General features: G+C 35.3%; 17 protein-coding genes. 5 read left to right on the top strand and 12 right to left on the bottom strand.

All coding sequences use genetic code 11. From position 1 onward, the window contains the following. Nucleotides 1-95: 95 nt before the first annotated feature. The 5 genes from I130_RS03910 to I130_RS03930 all read left to right on the top strand — a co-directional run bounded on the left by I130_RS03910 (nucleotide 96) and on the right by I130_RS03930 (nucleotide 4095). A complete protein-coding gene (locus I130_RS03910) occupies nucleotides 96-635 on the top strand; it encodes a 30S ribosomal protein S16 (RefSeq protein WP_034919710.1) in 540 nt (179 codons plus the stop codon). Between the two features lie 15 nt (nucleotides 636-650). Continuing rightward, nucleotides 651-1178, top strand: coding sequence for a ribosome maturation factor RimM (gene rimM / locus I130_RS03915; protein ID WP_034919711.1), 528 nt, complete (start codon nucleotides 651-653; stop codon nucleotides 1176-1178). Nucleotides 1179-1184: 6 nt separating this feature from the next. Then, the gene (locus tag I130_RS03920; protein WP_034919712.1) at nucleotides 1185-1904 is read left to right on the top strand and encodes a tRNA1(Val) (adenine(37)-N6)-methyltransferase; all 720 of its coding nucleotides are present in this window, start codon (nucleotides 1185-1187) and stop codon (nucleotides 1902-1904) included. 59 nt (nucleotides 1905-1963) lie between these two features. Beyond that, on the top strand, nucleotides 1964-3142 hold the full coding sequence (locus I130_RS03925; protein WP_034919713.1) for an acyl-CoA dehydrogenase family protein: 1179 nt from the start codon (nucleotides 1964-1966) through the stop codon (nucleotides 3140-3142). Nucleotides 3143-3318: 176 nt separating this feature from the next. Further along, the gene (locus tag I130_RS03930; protein WP_034919714.1) at nucleotides 3319-4095 is read left to right on the top strand and encodes a DUF3050 domain-containing protein; all 777 of its coding nucleotides are present in this window, start codon (nucleotides 3319-3321) and stop codon (nucleotides 4093-4095) included. Nucleotides 4096-4394: 299 nt separating this feature from the next. Here I130_RS03930 and I130_RS03935 read toward each other — a convergent pair whose 3' ends face one another. The 12 genes from I130_RS03935 to I130_RS03990 form a co-directional block, all read right to left on the bottom strand. Next, nucleotides 4395-6221 (bottom strand): family 43 glycosylhydrolase, encoded by a 1827-nt coding sequence (locus I130_RS03935; RefSeq protein ID WP_034919715.1) that lies wholly within the window; start codon nucleotides 6219-6221, stop codon nucleotides 4395-4397. Between the two features lie 20 nt (nucleotides 6222-6241). Then, nucleotides 6242-8341, bottom strand: a complete 2100-nt coding sequence (locus tag I130_RS03940; RefSeq protein ID WP_034919716.1) for a glycoside hydrolase family 97 protein — start codon at nucleotides 8339-8341, stop codon at nucleotides 6242-6244. A gap of 171 nt (nucleotides 8342-8512) precedes the next feature. After that, entirely contained in the window at nucleotides 8513-10798 is a 2286-nt protein-coding gene (bglX, locus tag I130_RS03945) for a beta-glucosidase BglX (RefSeq protein WP_083932859.1), read from the bottom strand. A 114-nt stretch (nucleotides 10799-10912) separates the two neighbouring features. Next, a complete protein-coding gene (locus tag I130_RS03950) occupies nucleotides 10913-11629 on the bottom strand; it encodes a prolyl oligopeptidase family serine peptidase (RefSeq protein WP_034919717.1) in 717 nt (238 codons plus the stop codon). Between the two features lie 10 nt (nucleotides 11630-11639). After that, on the bottom strand, nucleotides 11640-13013 hold the full coding sequence (locus tag I130_RS03955; RefSeq protein ID WP_034919718.1) for a glucoamylase family protein: 1374 nt from the start codon (nucleotides 13011-13013) through the stop codon (nucleotides 11640-11642). Between the two features lie 135 nt (nucleotides 13014-13148). After that, complete coding sequence (locus I130_RS03960; RefSeq protein ID WP_157480497.1) at nucleotides 13149-15125, bottom strand: hypothetical protein; 1977 nt, start codon at nucleotides 15123-15125, stop codon at nucleotides 13149-13151. 83 nt (nucleotides 15126-15208) lie between these two features. Next, entirely contained in the window at nucleotides 15209-16582 is a 1374-nt protein-coding gene (locus I130_RS03965; RefSeq protein WP_051119623.1) for a glucoamylase family protein, read from the bottom strand. A gap of 44 nt (nucleotides 16583-16626) precedes the next feature. After that, nucleotides 16627-18072 (bottom strand): RagB/SusD family nutrient uptake outer membrane protein, encoded by a 1446-nt coding sequence (locus tag I130_RS03970; RefSeq protein ID WP_034919720.1) that lies wholly within the window; start codon nucleotides 18070-18072, stop codon nucleotides 16627-16629. Nucleotides 18073-18084: 12 nt separating this feature from the next. Next, nucleotides 18085-21057 carry a SusC/RagA family TonB-linked outer membrane protein gene (locus I130_RS03975; protein WP_034920473.1) on the bottom strand — a complete coding sequence of 991 codons (2973 nt, stop codon included), beginning with the start codon at nucleotides 21055-21057 and terminating at the stop codon, nucleotides 18085-18087. Nucleotides 21058-21329: 272 nt separating this feature from the next. Continuing rightward, nucleotides 21330-24113, bottom strand: a complete 2784-nt coding sequence (locus I130_RS03980) for a triple tyrosine motif-containing protein (RefSeq protein WP_034919721.1) — start codon at nucleotides 24111-24113, stop codon at nucleotides 21330-21332. Between the two features lie 57 nt (nucleotides 24114-24170). Next, on the bottom strand, nucleotides 24171-24506 hold the full coding sequence (locus tag I130_RS03985; protein WP_034919722.1) for a 2Fe-2S iron-sulfur cluster-binding protein: 336 nt from the start codon (nucleotides 24504-24506) through the stop codon (nucleotides 24171-24173). A 20-nt stretch (nucleotides 24507-24526) separates the two neighbouring features. Continuing rightward, entirely contained in the window at nucleotides 24527-25588 is a 1062-nt protein-coding gene (locus I130_RS03990; protein ID WP_034919723.1) for an NAD(P)/FAD-dependent oxidoreductase, read from the bottom strand. Nucleotides 25589-25591: the final 3 nt, after the last annotated feature.

A 25591-nucleotide genomic window follows, 5' to 3' on the forward strand; every position in this document is an offset into this window, starting at 1 on the left:
TTAGGTTGACAATTTATGTTCAGAAAAACAAATAATATAGTATCTTTGCAGACTTATTAATAATAGAGGTCGTGAACCTCACTAATTAATTTATTATGCCTGTAAAAATTAGATTACAAAGACACGGTAAAAAAGGAAAACCTTTTTACTGGATTATTGCTGCGGATACCCGCGCAAAAAGAGATGGAAAATACCTTGAGAAAATTGGTATCTACAATCCAAATACTAACCCTGCAACTATTGAATTAGATGTAGATGGTGCTGTAAAATGGTTACAAAATGGTGCACAACCAACAGATACGGCTCGTGCAATCCTTTCTTACAAAGGTGCCCTTCTTAAAAATCACCTTGCAGGTGGAGTTAGAAAAGGAGCATTAACTGAAGACCAAGCTGAAGAGAAATTCAAAACTTGGTTAGAAGAAAAAGAAGGAACTGTTTCTTCTAAGGAAGAGTCTTTAACTAAAGCACAACAAGATGCTAAGAATAAAGCTCTAGATGCAGAAAAAGAAGTGAACGCTAAACGTATGGCAGCATCAGCAGAAGCTGAAACTGCAGCCGCTGACGCTGAAGCTGCGACTGAAGAAACTGAAGTTGAAGCTACTGAAGCCTCATCTGAAGAGAATAAAGAAGCTTAATTTAAATTTCTAGCGATGCTTAAAGAAGAATGTTTCTATTTAGGAAAGATCGTTAGTAAGTTTAGTTTTAAAGGGGAGGTATTAATTAAACTTGATACCGATGAACCTGAAGAATACACAGGAATGGAATCGGTTTTCGTTGAATACAACGAAAACTTGGTTCCATTTTTTATTGAAAGAAGCGGGCTTCACCGAAGCACCTTACTACGAGTAAAATTTGAAGATGTAGATACAGAAGAGGATGCAGAAGACATCATGAAATGTGCTGTATACCTTCCTCTTAATCAACTTCCAGAATTAGATGGTGACAAATTCTACTTTCACGAGATAATTGGTTTCACTGTAGAAGATGTGAATTATGGTACCGTTGGAAAGATCACCGCTATAAATGATAGTACCTCACAATCTTTGTTTGAAATAGACAAGAATGGGAAACAGGTTCTTATCCCTTTGAACGATGAGTTCATAGAAAAACTAGACAAGAAGAATAAGATTATTTTTGTTAAAACTCCAGAAGGTCTTATAGATCTTTACTTAGACTAATCCATTTTGGAAACCCCTTTTCGATTTAAAGAATTTAGTATTTCTCAAGACAAATGCGCCATGAAAATTGGTACAGATGCTGTCTTAATTGGTGCTTGGACTCCTATTTCTTCTGAAGTTAATTCTATTCTTGATATTGGAACAGGAACCGGGATTATTGCATTAATGCTCGCACAACGTAGCTTTGCCGAAACCATAGATGCTCTGGAGATCGATGAAGACGCTTATGAGCAAGCTGTAGATAATTTTGAAAATAGTCCATGGGGAGATCGATTGTTCTGTTATCACGCGGCCTTCGACGAGTTTGTTGAAGAAATGCAGGAAGAAAAATATGATCTTATAGTAAGTAATCCACCTTTCTTTACCAATAACTCAGCTTCAGAAATTACAACTTCCAGAGAAACTGCCAGATTGCAGGCATCACTTCCATTTGAAGAACTATTACATGGCGTGTCACAATTACTTTCAGAAAATGGAATTTTGAGCATTGTGATCCCAAAAGAAGAAGAAACTACTGTGGTAGAAATTGCTGCTGCAAACAATCTATACCCAAACAAGATCACTGAAGTAAAAGGGACTAAAACTGCAAAAGTAAAACGCAGCTTGATTACTTTTCAATTCCTTCAGAAGGAAATAGAAAAAGATTTGTTGATCCTAGAAGAAAGCAGACACAACTACACTCCGGAATACAAAAAAATGGTAGCTCCGTTTTACCTTAAATTATAAGCTTTTTAAATTGCTTGCTAATAGCGGGTTGGTTATTTTTGTTTACAAAATCATAACCAATGAAACCAGATTTATTCCAAGCTCCAGATTATTACAATCTAGACGATCTTTTAACCGAAGAACATAAAATGGTACGTGACGCTGCTCGTGAATGGGTAAAGCGAGATGTATCTCCTATTATAGAAGAAGCAGCACAAGACGCTAAATTTCCTAAATCTATTATTAAAGGTCTTGCTGAAATTGGTGCTTTTGGACCTTATATCCCTGAAGAATACGGGGGAGCTGGTCTTGACCAGATCGCCTACGGACTTATTATGCAGGAAATTGAGCGTGGAGACAGTGGAGTTAGATCTACAGCATCTGTTCAGTCTTCCTTAGTTATGTATCCAATTTACAAATATGGAAGCGAAGAGCAACGCAAGAAATATTTGCCAAAATTAGCTTCAGGAGAATTCATGGGTTGTTTTGGACTTACCGAACCAGATCACGGATCTAATCCAAGTGGAATGGTAACAAATTTTAAAGATAAAGGAGATCATTATTTATTGAATGGAGCCAAACTTTGGATCTCCAACTCTCCTTTCGCAGATATCGCTGTGGTTTGGGCTAAAAATGAAGAAGGTAGAATCCACGGGCTTATCGTTGAACGCGGAATGGAAGGCTTCTCTACGCCAGAGACACATAATAAATGGTCTCTTCGTGCAAGTGCTACGGGAGAATTGATATTTGATAACGTGAAAATCCCTAAGGAAAACTTACTTCCAAATAAATCTGGATTAGGAGCACCGCTTGGTTGCTTAGATTCTGCAAGATTTGGAATTGCATGGGGAGCAATTGGAGCAGCGATGGATTGCTACGATACTGCTCTTAGATATTCTAAGGAGCGCGTTCAATTTGGAAAACCAATTGCCAGTTTCCAATTGCAACAAAAGAAACTAGCCGAAATGATCACCGAGATCACCAAAGCACAGTTATTAGCATGGAGGTTGGGAGTTCTAAGAAATGAAGGAAAAGCAACCTCAGCTCAAATTTCGATGGCTAAAAGGAATAATGTAGATATGGCCCTAAAAGTCGCCAGAGAAGCTAGACAAGTATTAGGTGCTATGGGAATTACAGGTGATTATAGCATCATGCGACATATGATGAATCTTGAAAGTGTAATCACCTACGAGGGAACTCATGATATTCATTTATTAATTACCGGAATGGATATTACTGGAATTCCAGCTTTTAACTAAAAAAATATAATAAAGATCATAATATATGGGTGGCTATTATATTAGTCACCCTTTTTTAGTACAAAAAATTGAAATTGAAGTTAAAATTTAGTAGTATGTTAAAATAAGACAAAACCGAGGCAATCGCTTTATAAATCCTGATTTGCTGAGTAGTTTTGCAAAATGAAAGAAAGCACATGATACAAGAGCTAAATAAAACCTTAGAACCTTATACAAATCAATTATTAAATCATCCCTTATACAGTAAGATAACAAGACCAGAACATTTGCGATGTTTCATGGAGCATCATGTATTTGCCGTGTGGGATTTTATGTCGCTGTTAAAATATTTACAGAACAATCTAACAAAAACGACCACTCCATGGATGCCTGTTGGAAATCCCGAAATAAGATATCTTATTAATGAAATAGTACTGGCAGAGGAAACCGACCTTAATATTCAAGGAAAACGACAGAGTCACTTTGAAATGTATCTGGAAGCAATGAGAGGCAGCGGTGCCGATCTAAAGAAAATGGAAGATTTTCTGCTTCATGTAGCTCATGGTACAGATATTTTTTTAGTGATCGCGGTAAGTGACTTACCAGCAAGCATTAAACATTTTTTACTGTTTACTTTTGGAACCATTTCACAAGGAGATCTTCATAAAGTTGCAGCAGCATTTACATTTGGTCGTGAAGGATTAATTCCAAATATGTTCACTTCTATAATTAATAATATTCAACAGCAATTCCCTGAAGAAGATCTTAAACTATTTAAATATTATTTTGACCGACATATAGAGCTAGATGCAGATGAGCATGGTCCAATGGCTTTTAAAATGGTGGAGGAATTATGTGAAAATGACCCAATAAAAATAAACGAGGTAAAAGAGGTTGCTGAAAATGCTCTTAAGAGTAGAATAACTTTATGGGATGGGATTTTAAAGGAAATAGAATCCGAAGTTCTGGCTTAAACTGAATGATCTTCGCTTTTGTGCCAATAATTACGTAACCAGCTATATTCAGTTTCGTAATCATATTGAGCTTTTTAAAAAAATATTCTTGAATTCCTGGTGATAAAAAGTATCTCAAGTAAGATCCGATTTCACTGAGATCCTTCGACAGGCTCAGGATGACAATGGAACACTCACACCATCAAGAACTAGTTTCAGCTTCCATTAGATGCGACCCTGGAACAAGTTCAGGGTGACGAGATGGTATTATCTTCTACAAAAAAACCTGAATAAGCATGACGTATAATATTTTAAAGATTCTAATTACCACCTATAACATCACTCTTTTCTGAAATCCCATTTTCATTAAAGGCTTCTACCTGAAAAAAGTATTCTGTAGCTACATTTAAAGCTTTTAGTTCGTAGTTATTTTTATCATAAATCAGCACAGAATTATTAAGCCTGTCTGGTTTAATACCCCAATACAGCACATAGCCTTGAGTATTGTCTATGCTCTCCCAATTTAAAGTGGCATTTCTTCTATCACTCTCTCTTTTCACTGCAAAGTTTTCTGGCTTAGATGGTTTTTTACCTGAACCTATTCCAAAAACCCTGAATTCTGAAATTGCTAAATATTTATTGGAACAAAACACATGTTTATATCTAACATACCTTGCTTCTATTTCTTTCTCAAATTGAATAAAAGCATGAGGTTGATCTCTTTGATTTTTGGAATAATCGGCTGCAATTTTCCAATTTTTCTTATCTGTTGAAGCTTCAATTATAAACTGATGTTTCAAATTATCCGGACGGCCAAATACCTCAGCATTTACGTCGTGAAAATTGATTTGAGTGGCTTTTAAAGTCATTTTACTTCCCAGATCTACTGTGAAATAAATGGAATCATTATTCTGTTCAGAAACCCAAAAAGATCGGATATTTTCATCGGTAAGCTTGGAAATATCATAATTCTCCTCCAGCTTTTCGGGCGTATATCCTTGTTCAGTCTCTTCGATTGTTTTAGCATGAAGCGTTGCTAAAGGAGCATTAGTTTCAACAGACTTGTTATATGATAATAACATCCATCCTGTAAAGCGATTTTTGTGATTATCTACTTTTGCATCTGGTAAATAATGCGGGTAATCTCCATAAGCTGTATTTACGTACATCTGCCCATCCTCTTCGAATCCTGCAGGGTACATGCCAATTCGGCGTTCAAATTTATAGTTTACAGAGATTGGCATCGTTGCATAATGCCAATAATTTCCATTAAAATCTTGAACCGTACTTCCATGACCGGCGCCGTTTAAAAATCCTCCCGGTTTGTAGGAGATAGGATTGTATTCAGCATAAGTAAACGGTCCCAAAGGACTATCCCCTACATATACCCCATCTGCATAAACATTCCACTGTGTTCCGGGAGCCGCGTATTGCAAATAATATTTACCGTTATGCTTCGTCATCCAAGGTCCTTCAATAAATGGTTTTACATCTGAATCGTGGTTATTTCCAAAACGTTCCCAACCATGTTCATCTGGGTGTAATGTTATTAGATCTACCGGTTCTCCAATTGGCACGTAGTTGTTATTTGGATCCAATTCCAATCCCTTAATTGGAAATAAGTTGGAAGAACCTTCGTAAACATATACCCGTTTATCATCGTCTACAAAGATCGCAGGATCATGAAGAGTATGTGGAATTACACTATAGGTGGTTTGCCAATCTCCTAATTTGGGATTGTCGGTTTTAATTAATGCGTTTACGCCGGAAGGATCTCCTATCACCAAGATCTCATCTTCTGTCGCCCAAGCTGCAGGAGCATTAGAACCATTAAAATACCAGCTTTGTGGCTCTATGAATTCCCAATTAGACATGTCTTTGGAAAACCAATATCCATGAGAACGGGTTACAAACATATAATACCCGTCTTTATAACGAACTACAGAAGGATCTGCCCCGCTCCTGTAACTCACATTTCTGAAGGCGTAATGAGACATGTAAGAATAGTCTATATCTATAGGGTTACAATAAGCAGTAAAACCTTGTTTTACTTCAACTTCATCGGATTTCTGTGATGTTGATTTAATTTCACTATCCCCACATGAAAAAATGAACACAAGTGATATAAGAAGCAGAAATTTTTTCATAATTCAGTTTTGCTTTTATTTTAATTAATTGGCACTATACTAATAGCCGTTCCACCTCCAGCCGCCAAACTGAGTTTTAGTTTTGATTTACTTGTAACTGTTTGCTCTTTTATGGAATAGCTCTTTGGATTAGCTTTCCAATCGGCATCTTTTCCATCTTGGTAGATAATAGCTTTGTATTTTTTGTCTGGAGATAAGAAATCAAGTTTTATTTCTGTTTTTCTTGAATTTTCATCGGTGATCGCACCTAAGAACCAAGCCTCCGAGTTTTTATCTTTTCTTACAACAGTTAGATAATCCCCTGGTTCGGCTTCAAGATATATGGATTCTTGCCAATCTGCCGGTACATCTTTTATAAATTGAAAAGCATCCAGATATCTCTCGTAATTCTCTGGTAAATCTGCAGCCATTTGTAAAGGCGAGTACATAGTGACATATAAAGCCAGTTGTTTAGCTAGAGTGGTATGTACTTGTTCTGTCTTGCTTGGGTCATAAATATTCATCTTTATCTCGAAGATCCCCGGAGTATAATCCATAGCACCTCCCAGCAATCTTGTAAACGGTAAAATGGTTTCATGCTTTGGATCGTTACCGGAACTCCATGCATTAAATTCATTTCCTCGTGCAGCTTCTGCTGCAATATAATTAGGATACGTTCTGCTATATCCTGTGGGGCGAACACTTTCGTGAGAATTCACCATGATCTTATAATCTGCAGCTCGTTCTGCAACAAAATTAAAATGATTCACCATTGTTTGCCCGTCATGATATTCACCTCTTGGGATAATCTTACCTACGTAACCTGACTTCACTGCCGGGTAATCATATTTTTTCATTAGATCGAAAGCTCTATCCAGATGTCTTTCATAATTTGCTACAGAGCCAGAAGTTTCATGATGCATGATCATCTTTACTCCCTTAGATTTAGCATATTCTGAAATTTCTTTAATATTGAAATCCGGGTAAGGCGTGGTAAAATCAAATACATCTTCTTTCCAATTCCCAAACCAGTCTTCCCAGCCTACATTCCAACCTTCTACCAACACCCCGTCAAAACCATGTTTTGCAGCAAAATCTATATATCTTTTAGTATTCTCTGTAGTAGCGCCATGCTTTCCAGAAGGAATAAGTTCTTTAGATGCTGCATTTTGAGCATTTTGGCTCCCTGCAAAATCCCATGTGGATTTACCAACATGCATTTCCCACCAAATTCCAATATATTTCATTGGCTTAATCCAGGAAGTATCATCAATTTTATTAGGTTCATTAAGATTCAAGATCATTTTTGAACTTACAATATCACGGGCATCATCACTCACCATAATAGTTCTCCAGGGAGAAACGGAAGGCGTTCTTAAATAAGCTTTATCTCCAAGTGCATTTGGAACTAATTGCGATGTAAGTTGAAAATTTTCAATATCTACATTTAAGTGCATCACAGGATAATTGACCACCGCAGCTTCAAAAATATTGAGATACAAGCCATCATTAGATTTCATCATCAATGGTGATTGCACCCTATAATTGCTTTCAATACTTTTAAGAGCGATCCCGTTATTTGAATCCAATTTGGAATTGTCTATTTCAGATAGCTTAGTTTCAGAATACACATATTCCTGACTGTCATAATCTCCTGGAATCCAAAAAGTTTTATGATCTCCGGTAAGATTGAATTCTGTATTCTCTTCAGAAACAATAAAATATCTAACTGTATCTTCCTCCGGAAATTCATATCTAAACGCTACGCCTTCATCATATACCTTAAAAACGATATCAAATTTTTTATTGGTTTCCTTTTGAAGCAAATGAAACCTAACCTGATTGTAACGATTTCTGATGGTGGATTGCTCTCCCAATACAGGATCCCAGGTTTCATCAATATTAGTTTCCTCTTTATTTACAAGGCTGAAACCACTCGTAAGAGAAGTATCTTCTTTTAAAGAAACACCCAATTTACTAGCTTTAATTACTTCCTTGCCTTTATAATTAACTTTATAAATAGGTTCTCCTTCCGTACTTAGGGAGAATTCTACCTGTATATCTTTTGAGGGAGATTGGATCTTTTGTGCTGAAAGGGTGAAAAAAGAACACGCCAATAATAAAAAAGATAATTTTTTCATATATTTTATTTTATTCGAACCTATTACTTAATAAGTTCAAATTTAGTTTTTTCATCATGCTGTTCCGATAGCTATCGGAATTGTTTCAGCATCCCAGTACGTCTAGATTAATGAGACCCTGAATCAAGCTGGTCAAGTCCTTGCGGGACGTAAAACGGATATACGAGCTAATTACTTAACAAGCTCAAATTTAGTTTTTAGTGTTTCATTAGAGTTGGTACCAACAAATACCTCAAAATCTCCGGACTCTGCAACAAAATCCAAATCATAATTATAGAATTTTAGGTCTTCTACCGTTAATTTGAAAGTCACAATTTTAGTTTCCCCTTTTTTCAAGAATATCTTTTGAAAACCCTTTAACTGTTTAACAGGTCTGGTTACAGATCCTACGAGATCTCTTATGTACAATTGCACAATTTCTTTCCCATCGTAATTCCCTGTGTTTTGAACTGTCACAGAAACCTCTAAAGATTCATTTTCCTTTAATTGATCTGAGCTTAATTTCAAATTATCATATTTAAAGTTGGTATAGCTTAATCCGTAACCGAACGGATACAAGGGTTCATTACGTTCATCTATATAATTTGAACGGAATTTTTCAAACTTCCCTTCTGAGTTGCTAAGTGGTCTTCCGGTGTTTTTATGACTGTAATAAATTGGAATCTGACCTACACTTCTAGGAAATGTTGCGGTGATTTTTGCTGAAGGGTTTACATCTCCAAACAATACATCTGCAATAGCATAACCAGCTTCTGTTCCGGCAAACCAAACATCTAGGATCGCAGGAACCGTTTCATTTTCTTCAGTAAGAACTAAGGGACGCCCATTAAATAAAACTAAGATCACCGGTTTTCCTGTTTTCAGCAATGCTTGGAGTAGATCTTTTTGAGCCTGAGGAATAGAAATATTTGTTCGGCTACTGCTTTCCCCACTCAGTTCTGCAGATTCACCAATTGCTGCAATAATAACATTTGCTTTTGAGGCAATAGCTATCGCCTCTTTTAAGAGTTCCTCATCAGATCTGCCATCTCTTGGGATCTCCTTTCCAAACATAGTACCCCTTTCTTCAAGCCCTTTATCGTATGAGAGATTACTTCCTTTTGCATATAATACAGAACCAGAACTGCCAACCACTTCCTTAATCCCTTGAAGCACAGAAATAGATTTATCCTGAGGGGTTGCCACACTCCAGGTTCCTGCCATATTCTCACTGGTATTTGCCAAGGGACCAATAACTGCAATGATCTCAGATTTTTTAATCGGCAAAAGGTTGTTCTCGTTTTTCAACAAGACCATAGATTGTGAGGCCACTTTTCTAGCGAAAGCTCTATTTTCTGAAGTAAATATTTCTGATTTTGCCCTATTTACATCAATATACCTATATGGATCTTCAAATAAACCTAACTCATATTTTGACTCTAAAATCCTTCTTACAGAAGCATCAACTTTCTCTATGGAGACTTTATCCTCATCTAATGATTTCTTTAGAGTTGAAACAAAACCTTCTCCTACCATATCCATATCTACACCTGCATTCAATGCTAATGCGGAAACAGCTTGTAGATCTCCCATTCCGTGATCTATCATTTCATTAATTCCTGTATAATCTGTAACTAAAAATCCTGAAAAACCCCATTGAGATCTTAATACATCTGTAAGCAACCACTTATTCCCTGTAGCAGGAATCCCATCTACTTCATTAAACGAAGCCATAACCGATCCCACTCCGGCATCTATTGCCGCTTTATATGGTGGGAAATAGTCGTTATACATACGTATTCTACTCATATCCACGGTGTTGTAATCTCTTCCCGCTTCAGAAGCGCCATACAAGGCAAAATGCTTAACAGTAGAAAGTATAGTGTTATTCTTACTTAGATCATCGCCTTGATAGCCATGAACCATAGCTTTTGCAATTTCACCTCCCAAATATGGATCTTCCCCATTCCCTTCAGAAACACGTCCCCATCTTGGATCTCTCGAAATATCTACCATAGGAGAAAATGTCCAATTAATACCATCGGCGCTTGCTTCTTGTGCTGCAATTCTTGCGGTTTCTTGTATTAAAGGCATGTCCCAACTAGTGGACAATCCTAGAGGAATTGGAAAGGTAGTTTCATAACCATGAATTACATCCATTCCAAATAATAAGGGAATTTTAAGTCGACTCTCTTCGACTGCGATCTTTTGAACTTCTTTTATTTTTTCAACAGATTTAATATTAAATAAGCCTCCTATTTTCCCCTCTTTTATTTTCGTGGCAACATCAGAACTTTTGGACTGGCCAGTTGTGATATCCCCAGAAGAAGGTAAATTTAGCTGACCCAATTTCTCTTCCAATGTCATTAAGGCAATTAGGGAATCGATTTTCTTATCCATTTTGACCTTATCTGCCTTAAAGGCTGAATAATCTATGCTTTGACTTTTATTTGAGCTGGCATTATCTTGAGCATTCATAGCAAAAGAGCAACCGCATATTGCTAGTAAAATCAGGTTCTTTTTCAACATCGGAATCTTATTTATTGTGTAATTCATTTATGATTTTCTTTTTAAATAAAAGAGAATGATAGCTTATTTGTTTTCAATCTTACTCTGACTCAATAACCAATCATAGAATTCTGGATTATTATAAGTCTCTGTCCAGCTATTATGATTTGCATAAGGGTAAAGTGTATATTTCACGTCATTCCCTGCTTCTAAAAGAGTTTTCACCATCTGGTTGCTATTCTCTGGCAGCACCACATCATCTAAAGCTCCATGAAAAACCCAAATAGGCATATTTTTAATATGAGATATATTTCTATAGATAGGTCTATAAATTGCACCGCAAACTGGTGCCATAGCAGCAAAAAGTTCCGGATATTCTCCTCCAGTAGCCCACACACCATAACCTCCCATGCTTAATCCTGTGAGGTAAACTCTGCTTTCATCTATTCGGTTCTCTTTAATCACTTTATTAACCAGTGCTGCAACTTCATGTGGTTGCCAGTAAACTCCTTCAGGACATTGAGGAGCCAGTATAACCGCATTAATTTCATTGCCATCTTTAATATATTGCAAGGGTCCATGTGCAGCTACTTTGGAAAGATCAGTCCCACGCTCTCCCGCTCCGTGAAGAAACACAATAAGTGCAAAGTCTTCTGTAGAATCTTGATACCCTTTTGGAGTATGTAGCAGATAGTCAAGCTTTACAGGAATTTCTACCTTCTCATCAAAAGAATGCTCAGAAATCTGAGAAAACGATGAGGCATAAATGAAGATGAAAAGTAAGCCCAAATATTTTTTCATATTGATATTCTTAATATTGAAATCCTAATTTATCCAATCCAGTTTTAATTTCTTCAGCTCCCATAAAGAGATCCCAAATCAATCCAGACCTGTAGTTCTCTATCATTACAACCATTGGGCCTTGATCTATAGCTAAATATTTTGCTGCCACCCAATCTTCTTCCTCAAGGCTAAAAGCATCATAAAATCCCGCTGGACCCCAAGTTAGATCATGAAGATCATTGTAGAAATAACTCATAGCTTTTAAAGATTCTTCCGGAGTGTATACAATAGAACTTATTGCGGCAGTAGGAGAGATTACACCTACATCATTCGTAGGGGAATGAGCGGTGTAACCAATACTACCATCTTTATTTTTAGTATAACTTGCGGTTAAACCCCAAACATTTTCTCCATATCCCTCATAATTTTTAGGATTAGCAAGACAGTATAAATAGTTGATCTTGGAATGATTGACATTTAAATCCCAGTACTCAGCATATTGATCTTTAAGCCCTTTCGGGTTTAATCCTAAATATGAATAATGAGACCAAAATAATGGTCCTCCAAATTCTTCTGAACCATTATGCTTTACAATTAGTGGCAGGTCATACTTTTTATTTTCGGTTTTGATATTTCCATTTCTGGCCCATCCGTTGTGATAGGTTTTTGCCGATATAGAATGCTTAGGGGACGCTGCAGCCAGTATATAAGTTATTAGAGTTTCGTTATATCCTTCTAATGGAAAATTCATTTCCCAAGCGTATTCTGGAGACCAGTGCCAATGCAAAACATCTTTATTATTGGTGTACCAGTACCAATCTATACCATTCCAAAGCTCATCATATTTAACTGCCACTGCTCTTTCTTCTTCATTTCCGTTTTTAAGGTATTCTCTTATCACTATAAAACCTTGTGCTAAAAAAGAAGTTTCTACAAGATCACCACCATTGTCCTTTTTCCCAAATGGTTTCGTTTTTCCAGTTTCACCATTTATCCAATGAGACCAGGCACCATGATATCTGTCGGCTTTTCCAAGAAAATCTGCTATCTTATTTAACCGTTGAACCCCTTCTTCTCTAGGAATGAATTCTCTATCAATTCCTACGATTAAGGCCATTAAACCAAAACCAGAACCACCTGTGGTTACAATATGTTTGTCATTTTGAGGATAATTATCATCAGGATGATATCTCTCTCTCGCCATTCCAGAATTAGGTTCAGCAAAATCCCAGTAATACTTTATAGTTTGACGTTGAACACTATCTAATAAAGCTTCTCCTTCTAATCTTTCAGTTTTATTAATATCTACAACTACAGCTTGTGTCTTATTTTCTTCAATTTTATGCTTACACGAGACATTTAGAATTAGTGAAATTATTAAAAGGGCTTTGTAAATTTTCATGTATTGAATTTGTTTCAATTAGTTTAAAATATGTTGCCCTCCCATTATGGAAGTGCAACATATTTTACTAATTCAAAAAAGGATAATAAATTTTAGCTATTCATGGATATGATGATCCATAGAGGATCTATCTAACTACTCCCATTTAATATCATCTATATAATAAATGTCTGCAGCGGTACCATCTGCCTGTCCTCCATTGAAGAAAAACACGATCTTTTTATGATTTTCGGCAGCTTGATCACTAAAATCAATAGTATATTCTGTCCATTTATCAACTACATTTATATCTATAAAAACTTCTTTAGGTGTAGAAGATCCGCCCTCAAGCTTAGCTAATAATGGCACAGCTCTAGTAGATAAAATTTTTATCTTCAACTTGTTTTTAGTGCCAAGGTCTATTACTCCCGCTCTATCAAAGACCAAGGCGTCAAAGGCTTCTAATCCGTTGTCTGTTACTTTTAATACAGTACTACTGGTATTTGCCCCACTAGCATCTGGATTAGCTACAATTTCTGTAGTTACACAACAGGTGATCTCATAATTTTGCTGACATTCAAAATCATTTACGATATTCATATTGCTTGCAACCCCATCACAAGGATCAAAAGCTGCAAATTTTAGATCATCTATATAATATTTGTCTGTTGGTGTTCCATCACTTTGACCACCATTAAAGAATAAAACCAATTTCTTATGATCTGAGCCTGCCTGATCTGTGAAATCTACAGTGTATTCTGCCCATTCTCCAACTACATCAATATCTACAAAAACCTCTTTCGCTGGGGAAGTACCACCTTCAAGTTTTACTAATAATGGCACAGCTTTTTCTGTAAGAACCTTGATCTTAAAATAATTTTTAGTTGAAAGATCAAAAGATTGAGAAGATTCAAAGATTAAGGCATCAAAAGCCTCTGTTCCATTATCAATAACTTCTAACACCATATCACTTGGATTAGAGCCTCCATCCATTGGGTTTTCTACTATTGAAGCTGTTATGAAACCTGGAATTGTTGTGTTTTGTTGGCAGTTAAAGTCATTTATGATACTTAGATCTGGAGTTACTCCGTTACAGGCATCAGAAAGTTCTGCAAATTTTAAATCATCAATAAAATAAACCTGAGTACCATCTGTCTCTACTCCTGCATTGAAGAATAGCACTATTTTGGTATGATTCTCCAAAGCTTGCTCACTAAAATCGTAAGAATACTCTACCCATTCCCCAGTTTTGGTTATTGTAACATCTTTCTCTATTCCTGCAGAAGTTCCCCCCTCAAGCTTTGCCTTTAAAATTCCCTCGACTGGAGCAAGAACTTTTATCTTAAATACATTATGCGTAGCAAGATCTATTGCTTCTCCGTAATCTATAATTACTGCATCCCAAGCACCTTCTTCATCTATGTACTTACCAACAAATTTACTATTGTTAACATCAGATTTTGAAGGGTTAGCGGTAAGTTCTACTTCTGGAATTTCTTGATTTTTCTGACAATCAAAATCATTTACCACATTCATATCTGCTACTACTCCTGCACAAGGATCTGCTGTTTGCACCCACTTAAGATCATCTATATAGTAAACGTCTGAACCGTCATTTTCTACTCCTGCATTAAAAAATAAAACCAACTTGCTGTGATCCTGATTAAATTGATCACTAAAATCAAATGAATATTCTACCCATCCAGAAGTATTCGTAATATTAGCATCTACTTCTTTACCTGGAGAGGAACCACCTTCAAGCTTTGCTTTCAATGTTCCAGCCACACTTGTTTTAACTTTAATTTTAAAAGTATTGAAGGTTGAAAGATCTATGGAAGAACCATAATCTATAATTAAAGCATCCCATGGGGCAGAAGGATCGTTATATTGTCCTACAAAGCGACTAGTATTAACTCCTGCTTCATCTGGATTTAATACTGCTTCAACACCATCTAAAACCACATTTGCCTGGCATTGGAAATCTGAAATAATATTAGGGTCTGCAACCACATTCGGTTGCTCGCAAGGAATCGATGTTATTGAAGGAAAAAATTGTTCTTCTTCAGTACAAGAGGAAAAAAACATCAATAAACCTATCGATATATAACTTAGGAATAGTTTAATTGTTTTCATTATTCAACACGATTTAAGTTAGTTATATTTTTAAAGCTATTCATTTTATTGTTCTTCAGGCAGCGCTTATTTAGCCAGAAGACTTATATATTTGGGCTTGTGAAGCCTAATTTTGTTAATCCTTGTTTTACTTCAGGACAAGACATAAATAAATCCCATAACAATCCTGTTCTATAATTTTCTATCATAACTATTATTGGTCCTTGATCTATCGCTAAATATTGATTTGAATACCAATTGGCGGACTTATTAAAGGCATCATAAAATCCATATTGTCCCCATAATTTTCCATCAAAATTACAGTAGAAATTTCTAAGAGCTTTCAAAGATTCATCTGGAGTATATGGCATAGAAGACAATGCTGCTGTAGGCGTTATAGTTCCATTATCGTTAGTTGGACTATGTGCAGAATAACCCTCATTATCATCACTAGCAGTCAAGCCCCAATTTGTAGCACTATATCCCTCAAAACCTTTCGGATTTCTCACACTATACTCCCTATTTATAAGAGTATGATTTTTATTTTGATCCCAGTAATTGGCATACTTATCTACTAATCCTTCAGGATTTAATCCTAAAAAGGAATAGTGAGCAAAAAATAAAGGTCCCCCAAAATCTGGTCCTAGTGGAAGTTGCCATTTCTGGTAGTATAATCTTCCATTTGAAAAATTATTGCCAGAAGCCCATCCATTATGATAAACATCTGGGTCTATGGAATGAGTTCTGGAAGATGCTGCTAAAACATAAGTTATAAGAGCTTCATTATACCCTTGAATTTGATGATTAATGGCAAAGTTAAATTCCGGAGACCAATGCCAAGTCAGCGATTTTTTATTATTTGTATACCAATCCCATTCTACCTGATCCCAGATCAGATTAATTTTATCTCTTAAATCCTTTTCTTCGGAATTGTCTAAGTCAAAATACTGTCTTGCTGCTAATAAACCTTGAATCATGAAAGAAGTTTCTACAAGATCTCCCCCATTATCTTCAGTAAAAAAGGGTTTTACTTTTCCTGTATTCCCGTTGTACCAATGAGGTAAAGCACCATGAAACCTATCTCCATTCAAAATAAAATTGGTAATAGTATTTAATCTTTGTAAAGCTTCCTCACGCGATATATAATTTCGCTCAACACCAACAATTATTGCCATCACTCCAAACCCGCTGCCTCCTGTTGTAACTATATTAGGACTTTCGCCCCCATAGGCACTAGGGTCGGATCTTTCTCTAGCCAGACCGCTAACGGGATGTGCAAAATCCCAAAAATATTTGAAAGTTTGTTCCTGCACCTTATCCATTAACTCAGCATCTGCTAACTGCGATGGCAAACTTGGATTTGGCTCTGTTGGAACTGGTTTATCCACATTATTATCCTCATTACTAGAACAAGAAACAATTCCTGAACTGATAAGTCCTACAAAAAGTAGTGTGAAAATAAATCGTGATTGTTTCATCATTAAATAATTAAGAATATTTAAATGTTTTAATATTATGGTGATTAATAGCCTGGGTTTTGCATCAACTGACCTTTACTAAGGTCAATTTGAGCCTGTGGAATTGGAAATAACTCATGTTTACCATCCACAAAGTTCTTTCCGTGAGCACGTAAAACTTGTCCTGCTCTTCCTTGACGAACTAAGTCAAAATATCTATCATGTTCAAATGCAAGTTCCCATCTGCGCTCTTTCCAAACATCCATAATCGTAACATTGTCCAAGCCTTCAAGTCCTGCTCTATTTCTAACTAAATTCAATGGAGTTTTTGCATCTCCACCCACATTAAGAGCAGCTTCCGCATTCATTAAAAGCACCTCAGCATATCTTAAAATCCGAACATTTTTATTAGACTCCCAATCCCCACCATTAAAGGTTTCCATAGTTTTACTTACATAAGCTTTTTGATTATATCTGGGATTGGAAACTGTTTCTGCAACTAGCAATCCATCCCATAAAGTTTCTCCTCTAAAAATGATGGTTGCATCTTTTCTTTTATCTCCATCTTCATAAGAATTAGTAAGATCTTCGGTTGGAGTATTGAATCCCCAACCCCATCCTCCAGCGCCTCTAGCACCTTGAGTAACAAAATATCCTTGAACTCCTTTATTTGGAGTTTCTCCTCTACCCTGGATTTCAAAGATAGACTCTGAATTATTTTCTCCAATTTCTTTCCAGATGTCTTCATATTCTGGGGTTAAACTATAACCTAGACCCATTACCTCATTAGTTAGATCATACACTTGTTGCCAATTACCCTGATACATATTCACTTTTGCCAAAGCCGTTAATGCGGCACCTTTAGTTGCTCTACCTAGATCTGCACTAGAATAGGAAGTAGGCAAACTCGCTACAGCATCGGTTAGATCTGAAGTGATGAAAGCATAGATATCTTCTTTTGAAACTCTGTTATAAGCAGCATTTATATCATCTTCATTTTCAATATCTGGTACTTTATTTATTAATGGTACTCCTCCAAACATTCTAACCAATCTAAAATAATATTCCGCTCTTAAAAACTTGCTCTCCCCAATTAATCTAGTTTTAAGGTCTTCATCTATTTCTAGATCTGGAAGATAATTTAGCGCCTGATTGGCTCTGGCAATACCTTGATAGTTTGCTTCCCAAACCTCATTGAAAGTTATAGAAGTAGAAGTATGCGTTAAGGCATCCAACTTATCTTTGTCAGCTCCCGTATCACCCGGATCGCTACCTTTATCGGCATCATCTGTTGTTATACTACTAACCCCTATCCAGGAAAAAGCACTTTCATTAGAGTCTAATAATTTATTATAAATAGCATTAACCAGCTCTGTTGCTGCGTTAGGGCTAGAAAGGGCTTGTTCTGGAGTTTCCTTGGAAGGTTGCACATCCAAAAAGTCACTGTCATCACATGCTACAAATGTTAAGAATATAGCACCGGAAATAATTATATTAATAGGATTTTTCATAGCTAGATTTTTTTAAAAATTTAAATTCACACCTACGATATAGGATTTTACAGAAGGGTATGCATTCAATTCAATTCCTGAGCTCCCTAACGGATCTCCATTCCCTGGTAATTCTGGCGTAAACCCGGTGAACTCCTTGAAAATAAATGGATTCTGTGCCAAGGCATAAACCCTTATCTTTTTGACTCCTGTAAACACATCTGGTAATGTATATCCAAAAGTTATATTATTAATTCTGAAGAAATCACCGCTTTCCAAAAAGTAAGTAGATGAAAGTGGCACTTCATTAGATGGAGCAGGGTTCATATTAGTTCCGTTATCAAAACTAAATATATTGTTGGCTGCACTTGCCTCAATATTTTCTCCTCCAAAACGCTGTGCTTTTTTACCATTGTACACCATGCTTCCAGCGTTGCCATAACCTTCAATATTAAAATCCCAGTTCTTATAATCAAAACCTGCACTTATACCATAAAATATGTCTGGCTGAATAGAACCAAAAAATTGACGGTCATCGTTATCAATTTCACCATCATTATTTAAATCTCGATAGACAAAATCTCCTCTCTCATCAAAGCCTTCAACTTCCAGCAGAAAGAAACTTCCCAAAGGCTGACCTTCCCTTAAAAGTTTTGTTACTTGTCCATTATCAATACTACCACCTTGTTGTTCAAAAGCAAAAGGGTTAGTGATTTCTTCAAGCTGATTGTCATTAGTCGTGATATTCCCGCTAAAATGATAATTGAAATCTTCGTTTATCTTATCATTCCAATGCAATGCAAACTCCAAACCTTTGTTTCTAATCTTACCGGCATGAGTTAAAGTGAGTCCAGAAGCACCAAAAGCATCAGGTAAACTAATTGGCAGGATCGCATTCTTGTTTAGTCTATCGTAGTAATCAAATTCTCCTGAAAGTCTATTATCAAGAAAGGCAAATTCAACTCCAATATCATATTCTTCTGTAACTTCCCAACCAACATTTTCATCTATAATCGCAGTGATCGTTGATCCAGGAACTAATACTTGATCTGGACCAAAAACAGCTCCTAGGTCTGTATTAAAAGTCAAAGCGTTCAAAGGAATATTTTGGTTCCCCAATTGTCCCCAACTTGCTCTTAATTTAAGAGTATTTAAAAAATTAGAATTACTTAAGAATTCTTCATTAGATACCAACCAACCAATTCCTACAGATGGAAAATTACCCCATTTTTCATCTGTATTTGCAAATACACTAGAACCATCACGTCTTATAGTAGCAGTTAAAAGATATTTATTATCAAAATCATAATTAAGTCGAGCAAAATAAGAACGCAATCTTCTTGTATCTGAAAGTGCATTACTTACAATGTCTGTCCCTTGCTCCCCATTATTGAGTGAGAAAAGGTTTGAATTTTCAGGCACGTTATTTCGAGTACCTTCTAAAAAATCATTTTGCTCCTCTTCTGCGGTGGTTCCTAACGTAATTTTAACCCCATGTTTTTCAACAAATGTTTTATCAAAAGTCAAGAATGCATCGAATACCCAGTGATAGAAATCATCTTTCCTAACCCTAAGTGTATTTCTATTAGGAGAATCAAAGTCTGAAACTTCTCTGGTAGGATCTGCAGCAAGGAATTGTTCTAAATTCGGAGTAAAAACGTAAGATTTTCCATATCCACTTTCAATTCCAAATCTTGCAGTTCCTGTCAAATAATCAGTAAAATCATAGGTGGCAGAAACGTTCCCTTGAAGAATTAGATTCTTCTTTTTTTCGTCATTCAACTCTAGGTCCGCAACCGCATTACCTACATTATTAAATCTGCCTCCGGAATTATCAAATGGCACTCCAAATCTTCCATCAAAAGAACCTCCGATATATCTTACAGGCACAATTGGGGATTGTTTATAGGCTGTTGTAAAAGCCGAAAATGGTTTTGGAACTGAGCGGTTAAGAGATAAGGAAATATTATGGTCAAATTTTAATTTTGAAGTCAAATTATAGCTAGCCTTGCTTCTTAAGTTAAGTCTGCGGTAATCATTCCCAATTAATACTCCCTCTTCTTCAAAATAGTTAGCACTAAAGTAGGAGGTCATTTTTTCTGTACCTCCACTAATAGAGACATTATGGTTAGTAACAGTTCCCATTCGGGTAATCTCCTCAAACCAATCTGTATCATATTGTTGTTCTTGATCAAATCTTTGGAATCCAAATGCCAAATTAGAAAAATTAACAAAAGAACTGGAATTGGCCATATCAACCTTGCTCAACACATCCTTAACTCCATAATAGGAAGAAACATCTACCTGCATCTTACCAATTTTCCCTGCTTTTGTGGTTACGATAATAACCCCGTTAGCACCTCTTGTACCATAAATGGCCAATGAGGATGCATCTTTAAGTATATCTATAGTAGTAATATCTTCACTACTAATATTATCAATTCTATCGGTTATAATTCCATCTACGACATAAATTGGATCACGGCCAGCTTGTACCGTCCCTGTTCCGCGAATACGCACTACTGGTGAACTACCTGGTGCTCCGGAGCTAATGATTTGTACTCCAGCAGCTTTACCTTGTAAAGACTGGGTTGGAGTTAAGGCTGGCTGCTTAATAAGTTCTTCAGCATTTATTCTGGTAATAGAACCCGTTACATCTTGTTTTCTAGTACTTCCGTATCCTACAAGTACAACTTCTCCTAAAGAGGAAGCACTTTCTGCCATTAATATGTTAATATTATTACGTGCACCAACACTTTCCTCAATAGTCTCGAATCCTAAAAAACTAAATATTAAGGTATCGTTTTCGTTTGCACTAATAGAATAGTTACCGTCAAAATCTGTTATAGTACCCTTGGAAGTACCTTTTACTAAAACATTAACTCCTGGAAGAGTTACTCCGTCAGGCTCCGATGTTACGGTTCCCGAAATTAATTGGTCCTGAGCCTGTAATTGAAAATAAAACAAATTCAGCAACACAAATAATAAAGTAAATTTTGTTTTCATAAGCACAATTATTTTTGAAGAATTAATGTTTTCAGATTTAAATAGATCATGGCACATTAAATTACAATGAGATCATACCAAATCTAAGACTAGAAACAACAATGTTAATATTTGCTCAATATAAGTAAACACATCAAGTTTAAAGGTAAACCTAAATACTTGTATTACAGTAAATTATGAATTAAAAATAAAGTAATTAATTTAGGTATAGGCTACAATGATGTGGAAAAGATGTGGTGTAAGAGGACTTATTACAACGTTTTCGTAGCCTATTAAAGGACATTATGTAAAAATTTAACCAAATTTTTGTTTTTCGGAAGATCAAACTTCTTACGCAACCTATATCGATGTAATTCTACACTTCTATAAGTAATTCCAACTAAAGGAGCAATTTCTTTGGAACTAAGATTCATGGTTAGATAAGCACACATTTTTAAATCTTTTGGGGTAAGATCTGGAAATTTTTTCTGTAAATTTTTAAAGAAATCATCATGAACTTCATTAAAGTTTCTATCAAAAAGGGCCCAATCATTTTGAGAATTTGATTGTTGCTCTTTAATATTCATCAATTTTGAATAGAGCATCTTATTCTCTTTTTTAATATTTGACTTTAATATTTCCTTTTCTATTTCATTCAACATATCTTCTTTCTTTGCCATAAGGGCAGCGTAAGAAGCTAATTCTTTGCTTTTTGATTTTAGTTGGGTTTTTAATTTCTCCTGTTCTAAAAGGGTAATTTTACTGTTATTTTCGAAATTTTGCTTTTGAAAAGTCAGTTTCTGTTTATAGTCTAATTCCTTTTCAAGTACCTTTTTCTTTCTCTTAAATTTAATTTTGTTATAATAATGAACAAGAAACAGAATTATGATCAAAACCAACATATAGCCAACCCAAGCCCAAATATTAAAATACCAAGGTTGCAAAACACTAAATGAAAACAGTGATTTTTCTATACTTTCATCTGCGCTATTTTGTCTTACCTTAAATTCATAATCTCCTGGATGTAGATTCTGATAAACTACATGAGAAGTGATATTTGGTACAGACCACTTTTTATCGTAACCCTCTAACTTATAAGAATAAAGTGGTAAAGACAATGTACCCGGAGAATGGCTAGAAAATTTAAAGCTAATGGTATTTTTCTTAAATGGAATATTAACTGAACTATCAAGAGAAATAGAATTGCCATTAACTTTAACCGTTTCTAAAGATAGATTTGCGAATTCAGTTTCTTTTTTAGAATTAATTGGATTGATTTGTAAAAAACCATCATCCAAAAATAAAAAAAGAGAATTATCAATTTTATTTGCACTTGGTGAATTCTTAACGATCCGGCTATTAATTAAGTCCTCATTGAAATTATACAAATTATCACCTGTTGTAGATGTAATTCTAAGCGAACTCAAATTCTTTATAACTAACAATTCTTTATTGATGGTAGCTATACTTGCAAAGGGATATAACTTTTGTTCTAATATAGCGTCTTTCGCTAAGGCGCCATGAAGTGGATCATATCTATATATTTCATTGTTTTTTGTCAAGAAAATTTGTGTACCTATAGCAAATATCTCATAAGTAACATTTGGATCATTAAAACTTTTGAGAAGTTTCAATTCATTAAAGTCATCAGAAATTTTATATTTAAAAATGCCCTTATGTGCTGCATCCACCCACAAATGTTGATCTTGATCAAAATATATGCTTCCAACCGGAAAGTCTAGATTTTCAAATCTATATGATTCCCAGACTCCATTGACTTTTATATATCTGGTAACTCCAGAATAATTAGGTTGCAGATAATACTCAGTACCAGAAATATTAACAAAACCCATACCTCCGTTGGTGCTGCTTATTAAATTAAATTCATTGTTTTTTATGCTATAGGTGCCATTGTTATGTCCGCAGATAATTTCATCTCCTACTTTGGTAAGATTCCATACATGACCATTTGAGGCTTCTAATAACTCCAATTGGGTTCCTTTTAACTTAAAAACACCATGATTAGATCCTATTAAAAGATTTTCATCTTGCTTAACTATACTATATACGGTTCCTAACAATCCTGATTTATCATTATACGCATATACATTTTTAGTTAGAAGCACTTTAGATAAACCATTATCCAATGCAAGCCACAAGTTATTCTGGTCGTCTAAAAACTGCCTTAAAACGGTATTATTTGCTAAGCCATTCTTTTTGTTATATACATGTTTCAGCACCCCCTCAGCATTATAAACCATGAGTCCATTATTAATGGTCCCAACACAAACTAATTCGTTTACTATTTTTAGATTATTTATCTCCGGATACGGCACGTCATCAATAGAAGAAAAAAACCATTTTTTTAGAACAGTATCCTTAAAATAATAAAGGCCATTATTTTGGGTAGCAATCAATAATCCGCCTTTATAATCTACAATACTTTGGATAGTATAATTATCTAGAGGTTCACTCCACTCCAATTTTGTTATACTATCATTCTCTATTTTGTAAATACCATTATTCTTGGTGCCTACATATAAATTATCATGAATTAAAAAAGTATAAACTGCCGAGATATTACCAAAAGGTAGAATACGAATTCTTTTGGTTTGGGTATTATACCTATATATTTTATTGAAAGATTGAAATAAAATTTCTTCACCAAACGGGATTATTTTCCAAATCTCATCATTATTGAAAATTTCCTGATCAATGGAATTACTTAAGGAAGTGTATTGTAATTCATTCTTATCATTTTTAATCCAGTAGCCGAATTGATGATAAGAACCGGAATATAAAGTATCGTTAATAACATTTACAGATCTTAAAATCCCTTTAGAAGGCAAACTGTACTTAGTCCAAAAATCTCCATTGAAAGCTAAAAGATTCTTATTGTTTGCAACATATACAGTTCCATCTGGATGCTGAGTAATATCCCAGTTGGAATTTTCCCCTCTATAATCGGTTTTTAGATAATTTGTAAAGTAAGGAGCTATTTCCTGCCCTTGTAAAGTAAAACATGCAGTTAGAAGCAAGCTAACTAAAACTACTTTCATTTCCTTTAATACATCCATTAACTGCAAGATATAATAAAAATAGAATTAGTTCTTAAAGTAAAAAAAATAAGAAATTTAGGTGGATTGTGGTGCCAATTTAACTTCCAGTCCGTCAAGCTCTGGTGTCATATAGATCTGGCAACCTAACCTACTATTATCTTCAACAAAAAATGCCTGATCTAACATATCTTCTTCTTCATAGCTTTTCTCTGGAAGTAAATGATCATGACTTAAAACATAACACTGGCAGGATGCACACATGGCCATACCACCACAAATACCAATAGTTCCTTCTGGAGCTAGTTCATGCATACGCACGACTTCCATTAGATTCATATTCATATCTGTGGGTGCCTCTACATTATGAGCTTCACCTTCTCTATCTATTATGGTAATTTTAATGTCTGACATATCTAAGAAATATGAAATTCTTAATTTATACTTTTAACAACTTCTCGTTTTGCTTCCTTTTTTGAGCCATCAAATCCGCTTATCCCACTTACAGTAGTATATTTCATTACATACTTCTTGTCTGGATTTATTCTTTGATAAGCACTTTGACACATAATAGCAGCTTCATGGAAGCCACATAGTATCAGTTTTAATTTACCAGGATAAGTATTTACATCTCCAATGGCGTATACGCCAGGAATATTTGTTTGATAATCATAAGTATTATCAACCTTGATTGCATTTTTTTCAATTTCTAATCCCCAATCTCCAATTGGACCTAATTTTGGAGAAAGACCGAATAAAGGAATAAAATGATCCGTCGGTTTTACTTCTTCTTCAGCAGCATTTCCTTTATGTCTAATAACAACAGCTTCCAAATCATTCTTTCCCTGAAGATCTACAACTTCAGCATCTGTAATTAAATTGATCTTCCCTATTTTAGATAATTCTTCAACCTTTTCTACGGAATCTAAAGCACCTCTAAAATCTCTTCTTCTATGAACTAAAGAAACTTCTTTAGCGATATTAGAAAGAAAAATTGACCAGTCTAAAGCTGAATCTCCTCCCCCAGCTATTACTACAGATTTGTCTCTATAAACTTCAGGATCTCTAATTATATAGGAAACACCCTTGTCTTCAAAATTGGATATTGAAGGAATAGGTGGTTTTCTAGGTTCAAAACTCCCTAATCCGCCTGCAATTACAACAATAGGGGCATTATGTTTAACACCTCTAGAAGTTGTAACCAAAAATGTTCCATCTTCCAATTTATCCAGAGTTTCTGCTCTATCTCCAAGAGTGAATCCTGGACTAAAAGGCTTTATTTGCTCTAAGAGATTAGTTACAAGATCTCCTGCCAAAACTTCCGGAAATCCAGGAATATCATAAATTGGTTTCTTTGGATAGATCTCGGCACATTGTCCTCCAGGAATTGGCAACGCATCTATTAAATGACATTTAAGTTTAAGCAATCCGGCTTCAAAAACGGTAAACAAACCTGTGGGTCCGGCACCGATTATAATAATATCTGTTGTAATCATTCT

The organism is Gillisia sp. CAL575 (assembly GCF_000403785.1).
Classification (GTDB): Bacteria; Bacteroidota; Bacteroidia; order Flavobacteriales; family Flavobacteriaceae; genus Gillisia.